This is a genomic window from Actinoplanes sp. NPDC048796, from assembly GCF_040650035.1.
Classification (GTDB): Bacteria; Actinomycetota; Actinomycetes; order Mycobacteriales; family Micromonosporaceae; genus Actinoplanes.
The window spans coordinates 37,631-58,545 of the sequence record NZ_JBEZGO010000007.1; the positions used below are offsets into that span (position 1 = coordinate 37,631).

The 20,915-nt window shown below is 73.1% G+C and carries 13 protein-coding genes; 7 read left to right on the plus strand and 6 right to left on the minus strand.

What is annotated here, in order from left to right; translation table 11 throughout:
* The first annotated feature begins 3 nt into the window (after positions 1-3).
* Positions 4-912 (plus strand): RICIN domain-containing protein, encoded by a 909-nt coding sequence (locus AB0C26_RS27395; protein WP_360253269.1) that lies wholly within the window; start codon positions 4-6, stop codon positions 910-912.
* Here AB0C26_RS27395 and AB0C26_RS27400 read toward each other — a convergent pair whose 3' ends face one another.
* From AB0C26_RS27400 to AB0C26_RS27410, 3 genes are all read right to left on the minus strand, one after another.
* Entirely contained in the window at positions 913-2,742 is a 1,830-nt protein-coding gene (locus AB0C26_RS27400; RefSeq protein WP_360253271.1) for a GGDEF domain-containing protein, read from the minus strand.
* Positions 2,743-2,777: 35 nt separating this feature from the next.
* Positions 2,778-4,625 (minus strand): SpoIIE family protein phosphatase, encoded by a 1,848-nt coding sequence (locus tag AB0C26_RS27405; protein WP_360253273.1) that lies wholly within the window; start codon positions 4,623-4,625, stop codon positions 2,778-2,780.
* A 163-nt stretch (positions 4,626-4,788) separates the two neighbouring features.
* The gene (locus AB0C26_RS27410; protein ID WP_360253275.1) at positions 4,789-5,103 is read right to left on the minus strand and encodes a type II toxin-antitoxin system PemK/MazF family toxin; all 315 of its coding nucleotides are present in this window, start codon (positions 5,101-5,103) and stop codon (positions 4,789-4,791) included.
* Positions 5,104-5,279: 176 nt separating this feature from the next.
* On the opposite strand from AB0C26_RS27410, the gene gndA reads away from it, so the two are divergent.
* On the plus strand, positions 5,280-6,719 hold the full coding sequence (gene gndA / locus AB0C26_RS27415; protein ID WP_360253277.1) for an NADP-dependent phosphogluconate dehydrogenase: 1,440 nt from the start codon (positions 5,280-5,282) through the stop codon (positions 6,717-6,719).
* Positions 6,720-6,825: 106 nt separating this feature from the next.
* Here the strand turns inward: gndA and AB0C26_RS27420 are convergent, their stop codons facing one another.
* The gene (locus tag AB0C26_RS27420) at positions 6,826-9,141 is read right to left on the minus strand and encodes an EAL domain-containing protein (RefSeq protein ID WP_360253279.1); all 2,316 of its coding nucleotides are present in this window, start codon (positions 9,139-9,141) and stop codon (positions 6,826-6,828) included.
* Between the two features lie 74 nt (positions 9,142-9,215).
* Positions 9,216-10,853: a phosphoglucomutase (alpha-D-glucose-1,6-bisphosphate-dependent) gene (pgm, locus tag AB0C26_RS27425; protein WP_360253281.1), complete on the minus strand. Its 1,638-nt coding sequence runs from the start codon at positions 10,851-10,853 to the stop codon at positions 9,216-9,218.
* A 120-nt stretch (positions 10,854-10,973) separates the two neighbouring features.
* Between pgm and AB0C26_RS27430 the strand changes: the two genes are divergently transcribed.
* The 3 genes from AB0C26_RS27430 to yaaA all read left to right on the plus strand — a co-directional run bounded on the left by AB0C26_RS27430 (position 10,974) and on the right by yaaA (position 13,822).
* Positions 10,974-12,614 carry a copper resistance protein CopC gene (locus tag AB0C26_RS27430; RefSeq protein WP_360253283.1) on the plus strand — a complete coding sequence of 547 codons (1,641 nt, stop codon included), beginning with the start codon at positions 10,974-10,976 and terminating at the stop codon, positions 12,612-12,614.
* A 71-nt stretch (positions 12,615-12,685) separates the two neighbouring features.
* Positions 12,686-13,024, plus strand: coding sequence for an STAS domain-containing protein (locus AB0C26_RS27435; protein ID WP_360253285.1), 339 nt, complete (start codon positions 12,686-12,688; stop codon positions 13,022-13,024).
* A 9-nt stretch (positions 13,025-13,033) separates the two neighbouring features.
* Entirely contained in the window at positions 13,034-13,822 is a 789-nt protein-coding gene (gene yaaA / locus AB0C26_RS27440) for a peroxide stress protein YaaA (protein ID WP_360253287.1), read from the plus strand.
* Positions 13,823-13,967: 145 nt separating this feature from the next.
* Here the strand turns inward: yaaA and AB0C26_RS27445 are convergent, their stop codons facing one another.
* The gene (locus AB0C26_RS27445; protein WP_360253289.1) at positions 13,968-14,588 is read right to left on the minus strand and encodes an FKBP-type peptidyl-prolyl cis-trans isomerase; all 621 of its coding nucleotides are present in this window, start codon (positions 14,586-14,588) and stop codon (positions 13,968-13,970) included.
* 213 nt (positions 14,589-14,801) lie between these two features.
* On the opposite strand from AB0C26_RS27445, the gene AB0C26_RS27450 reads away from it, so the two are divergent.
* Complete coding sequence (locus AB0C26_RS27450) at positions 14,802-15,698, plus strand: hypothetical protein (RefSeq protein WP_360253291.1); 897 nt, start codon at positions 14,802-14,804, stop codon at positions 15,696-15,698.
* A gap of 61 nt (positions 15,699-15,759) precedes the next feature.
* Positions 15,760-20,655: an MMPL family transporter gene (locus AB0C26_RS27455; RefSeq protein ID WP_360253293.1), complete on the plus strand. Its 4,896-nt coding sequence runs from the start codon at positions 15,760-15,762 to the stop codon at positions 20,653-20,655.
* Positions 20,656-20,915 lie beyond the last annotated feature (260 nt).

A 20,915-nucleotide genomic window follows, 5' to 3' on the forward strand; every position in this document is an offset into this window, starting at 1 on the left:
AAGATGACCGATACGCCGGATCGCGAGGATCCTGTACTCGTTCGCCCGTACGTCTCGACGAGCGTGGACACCACCGAGTTCACCGCCGTCGAGGACGCGGAGAAGTGGCCCGAGCCCGGGGACGACGCCTCGACCGTTGTGCAGCCCACGGTCGAGGAGCCCGCGGAAGAGGAGAGCAAGCCGCCGAGGCGGACCGACATCCCGATTCTGCGGCTGGCCATCTTCGCCGGTGGCGCTCTGCTCGCCGCCGGCGTGGCCGCGTTCTTCGTCTTCGGCCTCGGCTCCGGCCCCGAGCTTCCGCAGCCGGGCGCCGCCCTGCCCGCGATGCCGGCCCGGGCCCCGATCCCGGACTCCTCGGTGGCCGCCGCGTCGAAGAGCGCGGCCGCCGCCTCGGCCAGCGCCAGCTCCTCGGCCAGCGCGAGCCCGTCGGCCAGCGCGAGTGCCAGCGCGAGCGTGAGCGCCACCCCCAGCATCGCGGTGAGCGGGTCCCTCCAGCCCCTGGTGCCGGGGGCGACCTCCCCGGCCGCGCCGACGTCGGCGCCGACCACGGCCCCGGCCGTCGACCGCACCGGCGCGATCACCGCCGCCAGCGGCCGCTGCCTGACCCGGGGCGGACTGTTCGGCATCGACGGCAGCCCGGTCAACGTGGCCGGCTGCGCCGGCGGCGACGCGCAGACCTTCACCCTGGCCACCGACGGCACCCTGCACGTCGACGGCAAGTGCGCCACCCCCGGCGGCGACGGGACCGTGCGAGTCGGCTCCTGCGACGGGGCGGGGTCGTGGCGTACCGGCGAAGGTGGGTCTCTGATCGCCGCCAACGGCAAGTGCCTCACCGACCCGGGCCGCTCCGGCGCCGCCACCAAGGTCACCGAGTGCGCCGGCTCCGCCGAGCAGACCTGGAGTCTGCCCTGACTAGCGCTTGCGGCTGACCGGCTTGGCCCGGTACATGGCGGCGTCGGCCTCGCGCAGCAGGCGGTCGGGGTCGGTGGAGCCGTCGCCCGAGAGGGCCACGCCGATGCTCACGCCGACCTCGATCTGCTCGCCGTCGATGCAGTAGGGCTCGCAGAGCCTGGTCGCGATGGCGTCCCGGACGACACGTTCCGCGCCCGGCTCGCGCAGGCCGTCGAGCAGCACCACGAACTCGTCGCCGCCGAGCCGGGCCACCGTGTCCGACTCGCGCAGCAGACCGGTCAGGCGGCGGGCCACCTCGATGAGCAGCACGTCGCCGGCCGCGTGGCCGAGCGAGTCGTTCACCGCCTTGAACCCGTTCAGGTCGAGCAGCAGCACGGCGAACCGGTGGTCGGGCCGGCGCTGCGACCGCAGGCCGGCCTGCTCGAGCCGGTCGGCCAGCAGCACCCGGTTGGGCAGGCCGGTCAGCGCGTCGTGCAGGGCCGCGTCGCGCAGCTTCTGCTCCTGCTCGCGCAGGGCCGCCACCATCGCGCCCCGGTCGAGGGCGGTGGCCAGCAGCGCCCCCGAGTGGTTCATGATCTCCCGGCCGGCCGGGGTGCTCTGCTGGACCGTGCCGATCGCGGCCAGCACACCCCAGTCCCGCAGGCCGCTGCGCACCGGCACCACGAAGACGATCTCGCCGGCGGCGCCGTCGGCCATCGCGAACAGGCCGGCCGGCGGGAACTCGCTGACCCGCATCTGCTCGCCGGCCCAGCCCGGCCGCCCCGGGTACTCCCCCACGACGCTCAGCTCGGTGTCGCGGGCCGGCACCGCCGAGTGGTTCCACAGCCCGAGGCAGCCGGCGGTCAGCGCGGTGCGCTGCAGCCAGGCCAGCGCGCGGGGGTCGCGCTCGTGCGCGCCGAGCAGGTCGATGCCGAGCTCGTGCTGCACGTTCAACGTCTCCTGCAGGTAGCGGACCTCGCCGAACAGCGACCGGGTCCGCTCCTCGCTGACCGGCAGCCCGATGCCGGGGCAGCCGCACGAGCCGCGCCGCACGAACGTCGTCGCGACGTACGCGCTGTCGGTGTCGTCCGGCGCGCAGACCAGCCGGTGGGCCGTCGTGCCGACATCCTCGACCGGCTGGCGGACCGTGGAGAGGCTGGGCCGCATGTAGGTGGCGTCGACGATGTCGTCGAAACCGACCACCGCCACATCGCCCGGCACCCGGTATCCGGCGCCGGCCAGGCGGCCGATCAGGCCGATGGCGTTGCGGTCGGTGCCGCAGACGACCGCGCTGACCGGCACGCCCCGGCGCAGCAGCACGTCGGCCACCACCTCGCCGCCGCTCTCGTGGTTGTCGCCCGAGTCGAACACCAGCTCCGGATCCGGTTCGATGCCGTGCGCGAGCAGGGCCTCACGGTAACCCTCGAGGCGTTCCCGCAGGTCGAAGTGGGCCAGGTGACCGGCGTAGGCGATCCGCTCGTGCCCGTGCCCGAGCAGGTGCCCGACCGCGTCGCGCAGGCCGGAGCGGTTGTCGGCCAGCACGGCCGCGCACTCGTCGAGCTTCTGCCCCACCGACACCACGGGCAGACCGGCCCGGCGGGCCCCTCTGGCGTACGAGGCGTGCAGCGCCCCCGGCAGCACGATGAGACCGTTCAGATGCTTCCAGGACACCGGCCGCCGGAAGTCCGGCAGCCCGCTGCGGTCGGCGCTGTACGAGCCGGGATCGAGCGTCTGGATGGCCATGATCCGGTCGCCGGCCGCCACGGCGGCGTCGTTCACCCCGGCGATGATCGCGCCGTAGTAGTCGCCACCGACGAAGGGCGAGAGAACCCCGAACGTACGACCCGTCACGGGCGACATGATCTCCCGGATCCGGCCCCGGTGGGTCAGACTCCCGACAAGTAGCGCCGAAGATCTTTGGTTTCCCCGCTTACCGGCCGGGCGGCCAGGATGCAGGTGTCGTCGCCCGGGTTGGCCTGGCGCAGCCGGGACAGCAGCTCGCCCAGCGGCTGGCGGGGGTTGGCCCGCACGGCCTGGTCGACCGTCCGGATCACCGTGGCCAGCCCGTCGTCGAGGCCGCGGTGGCGGTGCTCGACCAGGCCGTCGGTGTAGAGCAGCAGCAGGTCGCCCAGGCGCAGGTCGAGCCGGGCGGTCTCGTAGCGGGCGTCGTCGAGCACGCCCAGCATCGGCCCGGCCGGCCTCTCCAGCGGCGCCGTGCGGCCGTCCCGGCTCAGCAGGGGCGGCGGGTGGCCGGCCTGGGCCCAGACGATCTCCCGGCGGGCCGGGTCGTAGCGGGCGACGACAGCGGTGGCGGCCAGCTCGGGCGTCTCCCGCTCGAGGTCGCAGGTGAGCGCGTTCAGGTGGCGCAGCAGCTCGCCGGGGTCGCCGGTGGTCACGGCCAGGGCCCGCAGCGCGTGCCGGAGCTGGGCCATCGTCTTGGCGGCGCGGGTGCCGTGCCCGGCGACGTCGCCGACCGCGAGCAGCACCGAGCCGTCGCGCAGCTCGGCCGCGTGGTACCAGTCGCCGCCGACCAGGCTCTCCTCGCCGGCCGGCAGGTAGCGCAGGGCCACCTTGAGGCCGGGCAGCTCGATCGGGCCGTCCGGCAGGGGCAGGATGATGCGCTGGAGCTTGGCCGCCAGCTCGTGCTCGGCCGCCAGGTCCCGGCGCTGCTCGTCGAGCTGGCGTTCCACGTCGGCCAGGCGCTGGGCGCTGGTCTCCCGCTCGGTGATGTCCTGCACGATGCCGAAGATGCGCAGCGGCCGGCCGTCGGCGTCACGGCTGGCGTCGGCCACCGTACGCAGGAACTTGGTCCGCCCGCCGATCCGCACCCGGGTGGTCACGTCGACCCGTTCGCCGCGCTCGAAGGCGACCCGGGCCGCCTCGCGCAGCGGCTCGTCCTCGGGCACCGCGAGCGCGTCGGACTCCTCCCGGCTCAGCGGGCCCAGCCGCGGGTCGCGCTCGTAGATCCGGTAGACCTGCTCCGACCAGTAGATCTCGCCGCTGACCAGGTCCCACTCGCCCCAGCCGAGGTTGCCCAGCAGCTCGGTGCCGGCCAGCCGGTCGCTCACCCCGCCCGGCCGCTCGTCGTGCCGGGTCCAGTTCAGCAGCAGGCCCACGCCGAGCCGGTGGGCGCGCACGGTGTAGAGCCCGTCGCCGTGCCGGAACGGCCCCAGCACGGCCGGGCCACCGGCGTCGAGCACCTGCTGGTAGGCCTGCCAGCGGTCGCTCGCCAGGGCCTCGGGGAAATGCTCGGAGATGCGCAGGCCGAGCAGCTGGCTGCCGCGCAGGCCGTTCGGCGCGACCGCCTCGGGGCTGACCGCCGCCCAGACCAGATCGACCAGCCGGCCGGACGGATCGCGCTCGGGGGTCAGGAAGCAGGCCATGCCGGGCACCACGTCGAGGACCCGCTGAACCATGCCCAGCCAGGGCGCGAACCGCCGGACCGGGCCGGCCGGCGAAACCGGGGGCCGGCCGGTCTCCAGGCCGGAGATGGGCGCGGTGTCCGGGTCGGAGACGTCGAGCGAGCGGATCACCCCGCTCGCCACCTCGATCAGGTCGCGGCCCTGCTCGGCGCCCATCCGCAGCAGGTGGCGGTGGGCCTCGGCCAGGCGGCACCGGGCGCGGCCGGCCAGCAGCCCGACCGCGCGCTCGACGGTGAGCCGGCCGGCCTCGCCGGGGTCGGTGGTCACCGCGGGCCGCAAACTCTCGACCGCGGCGGCATACGCCTGTCCCACCCGATCACTCCCGTCCCGTACGACTCCGGCTTCCTGAATACGTCAGCCGGACCGGGGTCGTCATCGGCCGTTCATACGGAGCGGGCCCTCCCTGCGGCGAACAACGCCCGCCGTCACACGAATGGGGTGGGCCGAACGGTTTTCCGGGCTCGAGGAACGGTGTTCAGAGCTCGAACAGCGACCGCATGGCCTCGGTGAGACGGGCCATGCTCTGCCCGGTGACCATGCCGATACGCTCCGCACCGATGGCGGCGGGCAGGCGGCGCATCCGGTTGACGACCACGACGCCGGTGATCGGGTCCTGCTCGGTGAGGGCGACCGCGTACGGCGGAAGCTCCGTCACACCGCGCTGGCGGACGATGGGCGCGCAGAACGGTGAGGCGTTGTTCCGGTCGTTGAACGTGTCAGCGGAGAGCACGAGCACGCGGTAGCGCAGATCCGTCCGGTTGCCGATGGTCCAGATCTCGCCGCGCTTCATCGATCAGTGGGTCCCGCTCGACATGCGCTGAAGCCTACCGCCGCGCCGATCTCAGGCGGCGTCCAGCCCACGTGCCGCGCCGCCAATAAATGAGAACCGCGGAACACGGTCGAACCACCGTCGCAATTAACCCGTAAGAATGAGCGCGTGGCTAGAGCGACTGAAGGGTGTCAGTGATGACGGAGAAGGCTCAGATCGGGGTCACCGGCCTCGCGGTTATGGGGCGCAACCTGGCCCGCAACTTCGCCCGTCACGGGCACACCGTGGCGGTGCACAACCGGTCGTACAACCGCACCAAGGAACTGGTGGAGGAGTTCGGTCACGAGGGCACGTTCATCGCGTCCGAGAGCGCCGAGGACTTCGTGGCCAGCCTGGAGCGCCCGCGCCGCGTGGTGATCATGGTGAAGGCCGGCGCGCCGACCGACGCCGTGATCGACGAGTTCGCCCCTCTGCTCGAGGAGGGCGACATGCTCATCGACGCCGGCAACGCCCACTACCTGGACACCCGCCGGCGGGAGGCGGCCCTGCGCGAGCGTGGCCTGCACTTCGTCGGCACCGGCGTGTCCGGCGGCGAGGAGGGCGCCCTGCACGGCCCGAGCATCATGCCCGGCGGTTCCAAGGAGTCGTACGAGGCGCTCGGCCCGCTGCTGGAGGACATCTCGGCCAAGGTCGACGGCGAGCCGTGCTGCGTGCACGTCGGCCCGGACGGCGCCGGCCACTTCGTCAAGATGGTGCACAACGGCATCGAGTACGCCGACATGCAGCTCATCGCCGAGGCGTACGACCTGCTGCGCCGCGTCGGCGGGCACACGCCGGCCGAGATCGCCGACGTCTTCCAGGGCTGGAACGAGGGCCGGCTGGGCTCCTACCTGATCGAGATCACGGCCGAGGTGCTCAAGCAGGTCGACGCGGCCTCGGGCAAGCCGTTCGTCGACGTGGTGCTCGACCAGGCCGAGCAGAAGGGCACCGGCCGCTGGACCGTACAGGCGGCCCTTGACCTGGGTGTGCCGGTCAGCGGCATCGCCGAGTCGGTCTTCGCCCGGGCCCTGTCCGGCGGCGCCGACGTGCGCCAGGCGGCGGCCGACGCCGGCCTGCCCGGCCCGTCCGCGACCACCGGCGCCCACGCCGGTGACCTGCAGGCCGACGTCGAGCAGGCGCTGTTCGCCTCCAAGATCGTCGCCTACGCGCAGGGCTTCCAGCAGATCCAGGCGGCCAGCAAGGAGTACGGCTGGGAGATCGACCCGGGCGCGATGGCCAAGATCTGGCGGGCCGGCTGCATCATCCGGGCCAAGTTCCTCGACTTCATCAAGCAGGCGTACGACAAGTCGCCGTCGCTGGCGACGCTGCTCGTCGACCAGTACTTCCTGGACGCCGTGAGCGGCGCCCAGGACGCCTGGCGCCGGGTCGTGGCCACCGCGGCGGCGCAGGGCATCCCGGCGCCGGGTTTCTCGTCGGCGCTGGCCTACTACGACGGCCTGCGGGCCGAGCGCCTGCCGGCCGCCCTGATCCAGGGCCAGCGGGACTTCTTCGGCGCGCACACGTACCACCGCGTCGACAAGGAAGGCTCGTTCCACACACTGTGGGCGACCGACGACCGCAAGGAAGTTTCGGCCTAGGTTTTCCACAGTTCCGCGGTCGTCCACAGCCCGCCCGCACGATCTCGCGCTTTTCGGTCAGACTGGTGCGGGACGGGGGCCCCCTTGGGAGGGCGGGCCGTGGGCGTCACGCGGCGTACATCACCGGGGCCGGCGCGTTCGCGCTCATGAGCGCGCCGGCGTCCTCGGCCGGCAGCGGCTTCGCCATGTAGAAACCCTGGCCCAGCCGGTAGCCCATCTCGCGCAGCCGTTCGAGCTGCGCCAGCGACTCGATGCCCTCGGCCACCGCCGACAGCTGCAGATACTCCGCCAGCTGGGCCACCGCCGCCGCCACCGCCAGGCGGCCCCGGTCCTCGCCGTCCGTGATGCCGTCGACGAACGATTTGTCGAGCTTCAGCACGTCCACCGGGAACGCCCGCAGCAGCGACAGCGACGACTGGCCGGTGCCGAAGTCGTCCAGCGCCAGCCGCACCCCCATCTCGTGCAGGGCGTGCAGCGTCTCGCGCACCTGGCGGCCGTCGGCCACCGACGACTCGGTCACCTCCAGCACCAGGTTCTGCGGCAGCAGCCCGGTCTCGCTGAGCACCGCCGCCACCTCGTCCACGAAGCCGGACTCGCGCAGCTGGCGCACCGCCACGTTCACGTTGATCGCCTTGATCGCCCCGTCGCCGTGCTCCCGGCGCCAGCGGGCCAGCTGCTCGCACGCCTCGCGCAGCACCCACGAGCCGAGCGGCACGATCAGCCCGGAGCGCTCGGCGACCGGGATGAAGTCGCCCGGCGAGACGAAGCCGCGCACCGGGTGCTTCCAGCGCACCAGCGCCTCGGCCCCGTGCAGCCGGCCGGTGACGATGTCGAAGACGGGCTGGTACAGCAGGTACAGCTCACGCCGGATGATGGCGTTGTGCAGTTCGCTGCCGAGCCGGGCGTGGCTGACCACGTCGGCCCGCATCTTCGGCTCGAAGCGGGTCCAGGCCGCCTTGCCGCCCTCCTTCGCCGCGTACATGGCGATGTCGGCGTTGCGCAGTACCTCGTCCGCGGTGTCGCCGGGACCGGCGATGGCGATGCCGAGGCTGGCGTGGGCCAGCAGCTGGTGTTCGCCGACCCGGAACGGCTCGGCCAGGGCGGCCAGGATGCGCCCGGCGGTGGCCTCGGCCGACGACGGCTCCTCCACGTCGAGCAGGACGGCGAACTCGTCGCCGCCGAGCCGGGCCGGCAGCTCGCCGTCGGCGCTGGTGGCCCGCAGGCGCTGGGCGATCTGGTAGAGCAGCTGGTCGCCGATGGCCGGGCCCATCGAGTCGTTGATCGTCTTGAAGTCGTCGATGTCGATCAGCAGCGCCGTCGCGGGCTGGTGGGCGGCCAGGCGTTCGGCCAGCACGGCGCTGAACCGGGTGCGGTTGGCCAGCCCGCTCAGCGGGTCGGTCATGGCCAGCCGCTCGAGCTGGGCCTGCTGTTCCTTCAGGCCGGCCAGCAGCTGGCGGTTCTCGCGCAGGCCCAGCAGCTGCCGGAGCACGACCAGGGCGGCGATCAGCACGGCGCCGACGATGACGGTCAGGTCGCGCCCGGCCATCTCCTGGGCCGACACCGCGGTGACCAGGGCGGCGGTGGCCAGCACGGCCACGAACGGCAGCAGCTCGTAGACGGACCGGCGGCCGCGCGCCTTGAGCACGGCGGTCCGCTCGATGACCCGGCGCTGGCGGAAGGCGGCCGCGGCGAAGGAGAGCGCCACCAGCGGGCTGCCCAGCACCGAGAGCACCAGCCGGGACGTGTCGTCGCCGGCTATCAGCAGCACGGCCAGGGCGACCGCCACCATCGGGGCGATGGTCAGGATCCGCAGCGACAGCGCGTCGACCGGGGCGTCGGGGCGGGCCGCCGCCTTGCCGATCACCACCAGGCAGAGCAGGCCGGCCACGCCGACCACCCCGGCCGCGGCCCGGGTGACCAGGTCGGCGCCGGGTGAGGCGTAGCTGAGCACGACGTACCAGAACACGAGCGTGCCGGCGACGGCCACGGTGGCGCCGTCGAGCAGCACCCGCGACCAGCCCAGCGCCGTGCGGTCGCCCATCGGCAGCCGCAGGAAGGCGGTCATCGCCCAGAGCACGCCGGTCAGCAGCGGCACGGCGACGTAGAGGGACATGCCCGCGTTGTTGTTGGCCAGCGCCAGGGCCGTGGACGAGCCGACCAGCAGGATGAACGCGGCGTGCCCGAGCTGGCGCCAGAACGCCCGCACCACCCGGGGCAGCACCACCGTCGAACCGAGCCGCTGCAGCGAGAAGGTGGCCGCGACCAGCGCGATCGGGCCGCCGAGGTAGCCGTAGACCACGTCCGAGGGGTCGCGCACGACCAGCCACGCGACGACCGCCAGCGTGGCGACCGCCGCGACCAGCAGCGGCGCCAGGGCGCCGCCGCCCGCGCGGATCGCGGCGGGCTTCACGGCCTCAGTCATGCGTGTCTACGGCTCCCGGATAGGCAGGTCCCTACCGCCTACCTGTCGGCCGCGAAACGCCGTTGCTGAGAAGATCAGCTCTTGAGCGCTCCGCTGACGACCGCGCGGGCCTCCTCCTGGATCTTCGCGAGGTGGTCGGGGCCCTTGAACGACTCGGCGTAGATCTTGTAGACGTCCTCGGTGCCGGAGGGGCGCGCGGCGAACCAGCCGGACGCGGTGGCCACCTTGAGGCCGCCGATGGCGGCGCCGTTGCCGGGCGCGGTGGTCAGCACGGCCGTGATCGGCTCGCCGTCGAGCTCCTTGGCCGTGACCTGCTCGGGCGAGAGTTTGGCCAGCACGGCCTTCTCCTCCCGGGTGGCCGGGGCGTCGATGCGGGCGTAGGCCGGCTCGCCGAACTTGGCGGTCAGGTCGCGGTAGTGCTCGCTGGGCGTCCGGCCGGTGACCGCGACGATCTCGGAGGCGAGCAGGTCGAGCAGGATGCCGTCCTTGTCGGTGCTCCACGGGCCGCCGTCGCGGCGCAGGAAGGAGCCGCCGGCGCTTTCCTCGCCGCCGAAGCCGATCGAGCCGTCGAGCAGGCCCGGCACGAACCACTTGAAGCCCACCGGCACCTCGTCGAGGCGACGGCCCAGGCTCTCGGCGACCCGGTCGATCATCGAGGAGGAGACCAGGGTCTTGCCGATGGCGGCGCCCGACGGCCAGTCCTTGCGGGCGCCGAACAGGTAGTTGATCGCCACCGCCAGGTAGTGGTTCGGGTTCATCAGGCCCGCGTCGGGGGTGACGATGCCGTGCCGGTCGGCGTCGGCGTCGTTGCCGGTGGCCAGCTGGAAGCGGTCCTTCTGGGCGATCAGGGACGCCATCGCGTACGGCGACGAGCAGTCCATCCGGATCTTGCCGTCCCAGTCGAGGGTCATGAAGCCGAAGGTCGGGTCGACGTTCGGGTTCACCACGGTCAGGTCCAGGCCGTACCGCTCGCCGATCGCGCCCCAGTAGGCGACGCTGGCCCCGCCGAGCGGGTCGGCGCCGATCCGCACGCCGGCCGCGCGGATCGCCTCCATGTCGATGACGGCGCCCAGGTCACCCACGTACGAGTCGAGGAAGTCGTACGTGCCGACCTGGTCGCGGGCCTTCGCCGCGGGAATCCGGCGCACGTCCTTCAGGCCGGCGGCGATCAGGGCGTTGGCCCGATCCTGGATCCACTTGGTGGCGTCGGTGTCGGCCGGGCCGCCGCTCGGCGGGTTGTACTTGAAGCCGCCGTCGTCCGGCGGGTTGTGCGACGGGGTCACCACGACGCCGTCGGCCAGCCCGGACGTGCGGCCCCTGTTGTAGGTGAGGATCGCGTGCGACACCGCGGGCGTCGGCGTGTAGCCGTCGCGGCTGTCGATCAGCGTGGTGACGTCGTTGGCCGCGAACACCTCGATCGCGGTGATCATCGCGGGCTCGCTGAGCGCGTGCGTGTCGCGGCCCACGAACAGCGGCCCGTCGGTGCCCTGCGCCTTGCGGTACTCCACGATCGCCTGGCTGGTGGCCGCGATGTGGTCCTCGTTGAACGCGTTCCGCAGCGACGAGCCCCGGTGCCCGGAGGTGCCGAACGTGACCCGCTCACCCACCACCTCGGGGTCCGGATGCTCGGTGTAGTAGCGGGAGACGACCTTGGGCACGTCGATCAGGTCGCGCGGCTCGGCGGGCTTCCCGGCGCGGGGGTTGACGGACATGACGGTCTCCTCTTTCCTGGCGGTACGCGGACCTGGCGTGAGCGTATCCATACCGACTACCCGCGGCATCGGCCCGGTAAGCGGTTGAACCATTTCGGCCCGTTATCCGAACTACCACCTGTGAAGCGCGTGCTCCTCCTGCTCCTGGTGGCCCTCGGTGTGCTCGCGGTGCCGGCCTCCCCCGCCCAGGCGCACGCGTCGCTGCTGGGTGCCGTTCCGGCGCCGGGCAGCATCGTGGGGACCTCCCCCACCGAGATCGTCGTCACCTTCAGCGAGGCGGTCACGCCGGTCGGCGGGCGCATCCAGGTGATCTCGCCCGACGGCAAGCGGATCTCCGGTGCGGCTCGGGCGACCGGCTCCACGCTGCGCATTCCCGTGCGCCGGGCCGACCAGCCGCTCGGCACGTACCTGGTCAGCTACCGGGTGATCTCGGCCGACAGCCATCCGGTGGGCGGCGCGCTGACATTCTCGGTCGGCGCGCCCTCGACGCGGCCCGCCGACCCCGGCCAGGCCGGGACCCATCGGTCGGTCACGCTGGTCACACCGGTCACGCGCTTTCTGGGGTACGCCGGTCTGACGCTCGCCGCCGGGCCCGCCCTGTTCCTGGCGGTCCTGTGGCCCGCGCGCCGCTCCCGGGCGGGTGCGATCAAGGCCGTGTACGCGGGGCTCGGGCTGATCGGGGTGGCCACGCTGGCCTCGCTGTGGGCGCAGGCGCCGGCGAGCAGCGGCGCCGCCCTGTGGGACGTCTCCGGCCGCGAGCTGGGCGAGGTGCTGTCCAGCTCGTACGGCGTGACCCTGCTGGCCCGGATCGGCGTGCTGGCCGTGATCGCGGGCCTGCTGCCGCCGGTGCTGCGCGGCGGCGCGGGCCGGCTCCGTTCACTGGCCGTCGTGCTGCTGGCGCTGGCCGGGATGACGACGTGGCCGCTGACCGGGCACGCGGCCGCCTCCCCGCTGGCCGGGGTGATCGTCGCGTCCGACGTGGTGCACATCGCGGCCATGGCGGTGTGGCTGGGCGGGCTGGTCACGCTCACCGTCTTCCTGCTGCGCCGCACCGATCCGCGGGTGCTGGGCGTGGTGCTGCCGGTCTGGTCGCGCTGGGCCGCGCTGGCCGTGGTGTGGCTGGTGGCCGGCGGGGTGGTGCAGGCGGTGGTCCAGGTGGGCTCGGCCGGCGCGCTCTGGCAGACCGGGTACGGGCGGCTGCTGCTGGCCAAGGTGGCCGTGCTCGCGGTGACGCTGGCGTTCGCGTGGTTCGCCCGCAGGCTGGTGCACCGCGCGCCCGGCGCGGCCGGGCTGCGCCGCACGGTCGGCGTCGAGGTGCTGGCCACGGTCGTGATCCTCGGCCTGAGCTCGGTGCTGGTGCAGGTCAACCCGGGGCGCAGCGCGGCCGTCGACCAGGGCGCCGTCCGCGAGGAGGGCGTGTCGCAGACGCTGACCTCACCGCTCTACACGCTGCAGTTCAACATCTACCCGGTCGAGATCGGCGACAACAACACGATCCACGCGTTCGTCTACACGCCGGCCGGGGCGCCGCTGCCGGCCGACGAGTGGAGCGTCACCTCCCGGCTGCTCGACCACGACGTCGAGCCGGTCACGCAGCCGCTGCTCGGCCTGATCCCCCGGCACCACGCGGTCGGGGCCGTCGCCTTCCCGTTCCCGGGCACGTACGAGATCAAGTTCACCGTCCGTATCGGTGAGCTCGACCAAGCGACGGTGAAGACGACTGTCGCCGTTCCGGCCGGTTCCGTTCCCGCGTCCAGGTGACTTTCACGCGCTGATTGGGCAGTACCTCGGCTACGCCCTCAGCGGCCGGAAGCGGGGAGGAACCAGTGCATGTGTCCGTGGTGGATAACTCCGACGAGTCGGTGGTCATCACCGTGCGGGGAGATCTCGACATCGACAGCAACACCGTCCTGACCACCACACTCGACCAGGTGCTCGACCGGCCGGCCCCGATGGTGATCGTCGACCTGTCCGGGGTCGGATTCTGCGACTCGACCGGGCTGAGCGCGCTGGTCGTCGGCCACAACCGGGCCCGGGCCGACGGCGGCTGGCTGCGGCTGGCCGCGCCCAGTGAATTCCTCGGGCGGCTGCTGGAGACGGTCGGGCTGACCCCGCGCATCTCGGTCTATCCGACAGTGGCCGACGCGCTGGCCGACCGCAACCCGGACTAACCTTCCTGCGTGCTGATCCTCCTGCCGCCGTCCGAGGGCAAGACCCCCGCCACCTCCGGTTCTCCCGTCGACCCGTCCGGGCACTGGCTGCCGTCGCTGGCGCCGGCCCGCAAGCGGGTGCTGTCGCGGCTGGTGGCGATGTGCAAGCGGACGAGCGCCCGGTCGGTGGCCGAGTCCCTGGCCACGCTGGGGCTGAGCGCGGGGCAGACGTCCGAGATCGCGCTGAACGCGGCGCTGCTGGAGGCACCGGCGGCGCCGGCGGCCTCGATCTACAGCGGGGTGCTGTACGAGGCTCTGGACGCCCCGTCGCTGGCGCCGGCGGCCCGGTCGTGGCTCGACGAGCGGGCGGTCGTCTTCTCCGGGCTGTGGGGTGTGGTGCGCCTGGACGACCGGATCCCGGCCTACCGCTGCTCGGTCGGGGTGACGCTGCCGTCGGTGGGCGGGCTGACCGCGTACTGGAGGAAGGTCCTGCCGAAGGCGCTCGATCCGCTCGCGGGGCCCATTCTGGACCTGCGCTCGGGCGCGTACGGGGCGATGTGGACCCCGGGGGCCGACGCGGCGACGGTCCGGGTGCTGCACGAGCGGGTGGTGGACGGGGTGGCCAAGCGCTCGGTGGTGAGCCACTTCAACAAGGCGACCAAGGGCCGCATCGTCCGCTCCCTGGCCGAGGCCGGCGTGACCCCGGCGTCGACCGGCGAGCTGATCGGAGCGCTCCGTGACCTGAAGTACCGGGTCGAGGAGCACCCAGCTTCGGCCGGGAAGCCCCGCCAACTCGACGTGGTGGTCGAGGCGCTCTGACCGCGCTCGGTTGTGACTTTGCCTTGACCGCGACCCGGCGAACCGGCCGGAAGCCGGTGAGGAGGGTGAGTTGCACCCAGCCGGTCGCTACGGCGGGTTCCGCCCGGATTTGACGGAACCCGCTGATCCCGTATCGCTGAATGTCTTATTGCGCCGCGAGGATGTCCACGACGAAGCGAAGGTCCTTGCCCTGCTCGGGGTAGGCGAGCGCGTTGGGCACGTCGATCTGGATGCGGCTGCCGACCTTCTGCCCGGGAATGCCCTGGTCCCAGCCCTTGATGACGCGGCCGACACCGATCGGCGCGTCGAACGGCGCGCCGCGTGACCACGACGAGTCGACCACCTGACCGGTGGCGTAGTCGACCAGCTTGTAGTTGGCGGTGATGGTCTGCCCGCTCTTCACGGCGGGGCCGGTGCCGGGGACCAGCACGGTGACGTTGAGCTTGGAAAGCTTGCCTTCGCCGGCCTTGACCTCGGGCTCCTTGGCCAGCGCGGCCGGCGTCTCGACCTGAGCGGCGGTCGGCGCGGGCGGGGCCGCCTCGGTGGGCGCGGCCTCGGTGGGCGCGGCCTCCGCCGGCGCGGCCGCCGAGGTGGGAGCGGCGGCCGCGGGCTGGGCGCTGTTCTTGTCGTCGTCGCCGGAGCGCACGGTCACGAAGACGGCGACGAGCACCGCGATCACGGCGACACCGGCCACGGCACCGCCGATGGCCTGGCTGCGCCGTTTCTTCGAGTCGGTGTTGACGGGGCGAGCGGTCTGGGAACTCATGTGTCGTCGACTCTCCTGTATCACGCCGGTCCGGAAACTTCGGACACGATACGCGCTTCACGCGAACACGCCGCGTGAAACCTCCTCCGAACCGCCGAGGGGGGTGATCCCCCGTCCGGACGGTCACGCATCCCGCTCTTCACCGTCACACGGCGAAGTGAGATCGTGTGCGTCTGTTAAGGCACCTCCCCAATCCCCCTGATGGAGTTCCGCTTGTCCCCGCGCCGACGCCCGACGGGCCATCGGGCCGTTTCCCGACGGCGGGACGACGCGCCGCCGCTGGACGGTCTCGACACCGGCGGGCGCCGCAAGGAGGTGCTGTCCTCGGCCGCGGTGATCCTGGCCGGTGTGCTGCTGGTCATCGGGTTCGGCTTCGTGGCCACCCGGGCGATGGTGCACAGGGACGAGGCGCTGCCGCCGGTCGACCCCCCGGCGCCGGCGCTGGGCGACCTGACGCTGCCCTCGGCCGGCTCGCCCGGCCTGATCCCGCTGGGCAGCGCGTCGCCGTCACCGTCGCCGACGCCGCCCAAGTCGCCGGTGTTCCGCAGCCCCACGCCCGACCCGGGCCGCGTCGTGATCACGCAGGCCGACGTGCCGGCGGCGGTCGACCTGTCGGCCGAGGGCGCGGCCGACTGGGTGCATTGGGGATTGAACGGGACGTTCTCCCTGGAACGGGCGGCCGGGGGCGGCTTCAAGATCCTGGAGGGGGCGCCGACCGCGCCGCGGTTCCGCCACGAGCTGAGCCCGCAGCGGTTCAGCTGGGCCGGTGGCAGCCCGGTGGCGGCCAGCACGGGCACGAACACCGGCATCCGCACCTGCGGAAAGGACAACGGCTTCACCCTCTCGGTGCCGGCCGGTCCGGACACGAGAACCTTGCGGCTGTACGTGGGTTCGCTCGCGGCCCGCGGAAAATTGACCGCCCGGCTCTCCACGGGCACGGCCGGCGGCTCTATCGTGCTCGATCAGCGCACCGGAACGCTGCGGACGGCGGTGCTGACCGTGGCGTACCACGCACCGAAGAACGGGCAGGTGCGGTTGAGCTGGACCACCGACGCGACCTACGGCAAGGGGTGCGGCGGGGTGGCCCTGGAAGCGGCGACGCTTCGATGACGTGCTTGCATATCGGGCCGGCCGGGAAGCGCCGGCCGTAGGCGACAAAAGGGGTTACTAGGTGTTCGCGGGCTTTGGATCGTGGGTGGCCCGCTTCCGGTGGCCGGTGCTGGCCGTCGCGCTCGTCGCGGTGATCAGTGCGGGCGTCTGGGGGCTCGGTGTCTTCGGGCAGGTGTCCGAGGGCGGCTACAACGACCCGAACAGTGAGTCCTCCCGGGCCGCCGAGGCGGTCACGGAGGCGTTCGGTGCGCGGGGCGGCGACCTCGTCGTGATCTACACCCCCACCAAGGGCAAGATCGACGACGCCGCGCTCGGCAAGCGGGTCCGCGAGCGGCTGGCCGCGCTGCCCAAGTCGGCGGTGACCGGCTCGACGTCGTACTGGCAGACGCGCAGCCCGCAGTACGCGGCCAAGGACAAGTCCAGCGCCGTCGCCGTGGTCACCCTGGCCGGCGCCGACGACGGGGCCAAGCTCGACGCGTACCGCGAGATCGACGACAAGTTCGCCGTCGAGGGCGCCAAGGTCCAGCTCGCCGGCACGGCCGTGCTGGCCGACGCGTCCACCACGCGCTCCACGTCCGACCTGGGCAAGGCCGAGGCCATCTCGCTGCCGATCACCCTGATCCTGCTGCTGTTCATCTTCGGCTCGCTGGTCGCGGCGGCCCTGCCGGTGCTGGTCGGCGGCGCGGCGGTGCTGGGCTCGCTCGGCATCCTGCACGCCATCGCCGCGCACCACGAGGTCAACTCGTTCGCGGTGAACGTGGCCTCGCTGCTCGGCCTGGGCATGGCCATCGACTACGGCCTGTTCATGGTCGGCCGGTTCCGCGAGGAACAGGCGGCCGGGCGCTCACCGGCCGAGGCGGTGCGGCGCACGGTGGCGACGGCCGGGCGCACGGTGCTCTTCTCGGCCACCCTGCTGATGATCGCGCTGGCCGGGCTGCTGCTGTTCCCGCAGGGCTTCCTCAATTCCCTGGCGTACGGCGGTCTGGCCGCCGTCGGCCTGGCCGCGCTCCTGTCGCTGACCCTGCTGCCGGCGGTCCTGGCGGTGCTCGGGCCGCGCGTCGACAAGCTGCCGGTCCGCCTGCCCTTCTCGGGCGGCGATCCCGACAAGTCGTTCTGGGCCCGGCTGGCCACCGGCGTGCTGCGCCGCCCGGTCGTGGTCGCGGTGCCGATCCTGGCCGGTCTGCTGCTGCTCGCCCTGCCGATCGGCGGCGTCCGCTTCGGCGAGGCCGACGAGCGCACCCTGCCGGCCGGCGACTCGGCCCGCCAGGCGATCGAAACCCTCCAGGCCAGCTACCCGCAGTTCGCCGGCGACGGCGTGCAGATCGTGCTGCGCGGCACCGGCGACACTTCCAAGTTCGCGGTCCAGCTCCGCCAGATCCAGGGCATCGCGCAGCTCACCCCGGCCCAGCGGGCGAAGAACACGACGGTCTTCACGGCCACCCTGTCGTCGACCGACCCGTTCAGCACCGAGTCGCGCGACGTGGTCGACAGCATCCGGGCGCTGCCGGTCCCGGCCGGGGTGGAGCTGCTGGTCGGCGGCACGACCGCCCGCAACATCGACAGCCTCCAGGCCACCGCCGACAAGCTGCCGCTGATGGTCGGCCTGCTGGTCGGGGCCACCCTGATCCTGATGTTCCTCGCCTTCGGCTCGATCCTGCTGCCGATCAAGGCGGTGCTGATGAGCGCGCTCAGCCTGAGCGCCACCTTCGGCGTCCTCGTCTGGATCTTCCAGGACGGCCACCTGGCCGGCCTGCTGAACGTGACACCGGCCCCGCTCGAGGCGGGCATCGTGGTCCTGATGGCGGCCGTGGTGTTCGGCCTGTCCACCGACTACGAGGTCTTCCTGCTCTCCCGCATGGTCGAGGCCCGCACCCAGGGGGCGACCTCGAAGGAGGCGGTCACGACCGGCCTGGCCCGCACCGGCCGCGTCATCAGCGCCGCCGCCCTGCTGCTGATCGTGGTCACCGGCGCCTTCGCCCTCTCCTCGGTCACCACCATGCGCTTCGTCGGCGTCGGCATGATCGTCGCCCTGGTCCTGGACGCCACGGTCGTCCGCATGCTTCTGGTGCCGGCCGTCCTGGGCCTGCTGGGCAACGCGGCCTGGTGGGCCCCCGGCCCCCTGAAGCGCCTCCAGGAGCGAGCCGGCCTGTCCGAACACGCGGGCGAACTCCCGACGGGCCGCCACGCCGCGACGGACGACACCCAGGTGCTGGCCCTGCCGGCCGGCCCGGCCCCGACCTGGCTGACCCCGTTCTTCGACGAGCCGCGGGCCCTGCCCGGCGCCTCCTCGCCGTACGCGCTCCCGTCCGGCGCCCCCTCCACCCCCACCTCCACCTCCACCGACGCCGCCGCCACCCAGGTCTTCCCCCGCGTCACCGACGACGAGCCCATCGACGCCGAGATCATCCCCGACCTCCCGCCCACCGAGCCCGAACCGGCCGCCGCTTCGCCCTCCGCCACCGCGTCCGACGCGACCGCTGTGGTCGCCGACCTCGGCACGGACGACCGCACGGCCGCCTACCCGGTGATCGGCGCCGGCAGCGTCGCCTCCCCTTCCGACATTTCCCCTGACCCTTCCCCGTCCGACGTTTCCGAGCCTGACGCTTCCCCGTCCGACGCTTCCTCGTCCGATGCTTCCTCGTCCGATGCTTCCGGGCCGGACGCTTCCCCGTCCGACGCTTCCTCCGAAGCCGGCACCGGCACCGCCGCTACCGAGTCCGACGCCGCCGGCCCCTCGGCGGACGCGTCGTCACCGGCCGAGGCCCCGTCGGCCGTCGAGGAGGCGCCCTCGTCCCCGGTTCCCGCCCCGGCCGGCACCGCCCTCGAGCAGCCCTCGGCCGACTCGGTCGAGTCCAGGCTGGTCGAGGCCGCGGCCGCCGAGGCCGTCCGCGCCGGCATCGAACGCGCCGAGGCCGAGATGGCCGCCGACGAGGCCGACGCCGCCTACGCCCACGCCCCCGACCCGGTCTCCGTCGAGTCGACCACCGACACCACCTCCGACCCCGACGACGACATCATCGACGCCGAGATCATCGAGGACGACGACCTCCCCCACGGCTCGGTCTACCCCAGCTCGACCGGCTTCCTCCTGCCGTCCGAGCCCTCGAACGGCTCCACCTACAGCAGCAGCAACTACACCGACTACTCGGCACCCGACGAGTTCTTCTTCACCTCTTCCACAAGCACTTTCACCAGCGCTTTCGCCCTACCGGCCGAACCCGACCCGGTGGAGACCTCAGCGCCCACCCCGTTCTTCGGCGACCGCCCCGAGGCCCCCACCTTCTACCGCGAGCCGCTGGCCCTCCCCCCGATCCCCCCGGCCACCGGCACCGGCACCGACTTCGAACGCACCCGAGCGCTGACCCCCGCCGACCTCGAAGCGGCCCGCACCACAACCCCGCCCCCCGACGACCCCGGGCTCGACGTCACCAGCCGCTTCGAAACCCCCGACCTCGAAGCGACAACCCGCTTCACCGCCCCCGACCTGACCTCGACCCGCCGCATCCCCGCCGCGCAGATCGAAGAAGCCCGGCCGCAGGACCCCACCCCCGCCGAGCCCACGCTCCTTTCGAAGCGCCCGGCCACACCCCCCGAAGCCACCCCCACGACGCCCACCCTGTCCACCCCTTTGCCGCGCCGCCAGCCTCTCCCCGACCCAGAGCCCACACCCGCGGCCGAAGCCTCACCCACGGCCCCCGCACCGACTCCGCCATCGGTAGCCCCGACCGAGACGCCTGTCGCCGCCGAAACACCTTCGGTCACTACGGCCCAGGCGCCATCCGCGACCGGAACGCCCACGACGACCCCCACCCGGCCGCCACTCGCCGCCGGAACGCCGTCGATGAGCCCGGCCGGGACGCCTCTCGCGGCCGAGACACCTTCGGTGGCCGGGGCCGAGACGCCACTGGCCGCCGAGACACCTTCGGTGACCCCGGTCGAGGCGCCAGTCGCCGCCGAGAACGCGGTCCCGCTTGAGGCTGAAGCCGCGCCGGCGGAGGCCGCTCCCCTGCCGCGCCGGCGGACGTTGGCCGATGTCGACCCGTTCCGTGCCAACCCGGAGCCTCTGCCGCAGCGCGCGTTCCAGGCCGACCCGTTGCCCCGTCGTCAGCCGTCCGAGGCGGATCCGTTCCGAGCCAACCTCGACCGGCCGCTTCCGCAGCGCCCGGCCCAGCCCGAACCGCCCGCCGCGAGTTCGGCCCCAGCCGAACCGAAGGCGTCGGCCTTCCCCGCCCTCCCGGCCCTACCGTTCAGCCGCGGCGACCGGCCGACAGACCTGAGCAGTTACCTCCCCCAGGGCCGCGCCGACATCCCGGCCCAGCGCCGCCCCGAGGAACCCGCCCAGCCGACGCCATCGACCGAGCCGACGTCACCCGCCCAGCCGACGCCGCCCACCGAAACCGCAGTGCCGACGCAGCGCACGCGGCCCACCCAGCCGGCTCCATCCGCCCAGCCGACGCTGGCCGCCCAGTCCGCTGTTCCCGTCCAGCCTGCTGTTCCCGTCCAGCCCGCTGTTCCCGTCCAGCCCGCTGTTCCCGTCCAGCCCGCTGTTCCCGTCCAGCCCGCTGCTGGGCGGCGGCCGGCCTCGCTTGCGGATCAGCCACTGCCGCACCGTTCGGGGCGTAACGAGGCTTCCGTCTCCGAGGCGGGCGCCGGTGCCATGCCCGAGTTGCCGTCGTTCCCGGCGCCCCGGGCGCTGCCTCCGGGGCCTGGGCGCCGGCCCGCGGATCTCGGCGACCACCTTCGGGAGACCCGGCCGGCCGATCTGGCGCAGTACAGCCGTACCCGCCCGCCGGCCGACCGTCCCAGGGCCGCCGCGACCGACGAGGACCCGAACGCCGGTCGCCGGCCCGAGACGCTGGCCGAGGTCAAGCCCACCCGCCGCCCGGCCAGCCTCGCCGACCAGGTGCCGGCCCGTCCCCGACCCGCCGGCACCGACGACCCGGAAGCCGCCAACTGACCACGCCACACAGTCGAGCCGGCGCCTTGGCACCGGCTCGACTGTGTGGCGAACCCGGCCACCGGCGAGACGACCCTCTACGACCTCGACCAGGACGCCTGGGTCGACCCGCTGCTGATCACCGCCAAGGGCGCACCGGGACCCTGGGCCGCGGCGAGGACGAACGCGACTACCCGGCCGCCGCGAAGATGCCGCACACCCTCGGCACCGACACGATCCGGCTGCTGATCGAAGAGGCGACGGGCGGCGATGGCCGGGAC

Coding starts and splice junctions, on each gene's coding strand:
- AB0C26_RS27395 (WP_360253269.1), top strand. CDS start 4: ATGACCGATACGCCGGATCGCGAGGATCCTGTACTCGTTCGCCCGTAC.
- AB0C26_RS27410 (WP_360253275.1), bottom strand. CDS start 5,103: ATGAAGCGCGGCGAGATCTGGACCATCGGCAACCGGACGGATCTGCGC.
- gndA (WP_360253277.1), top strand. CDS start 5,280: ATGACGGAGAAGGCTCAGATCGGGGTCACCGGCCTCGCGGTTATGGGG.
- AB0C26_RS27420 (WP_360253279.1), bottom strand. CDS start 9,141: ATGACTGAGGCCGTGAAGCCCGCCGCGATCCGCGCGGGCGGCGGCGCC.
- pgm (WP_360253281.1), bottom strand. CDS start 10,853: ATGTCCGTCAACCCCCGCGCCGGGAAGCCCGCCGAGCCGCGCGACCTG.
- AB0C26_RS27445 (WP_360253289.1), bottom strand. CDS start 14,588: ATGAGTTCCCAGACCGCTCGCCCCGTCAACACCGACTCGAAGAAACGG.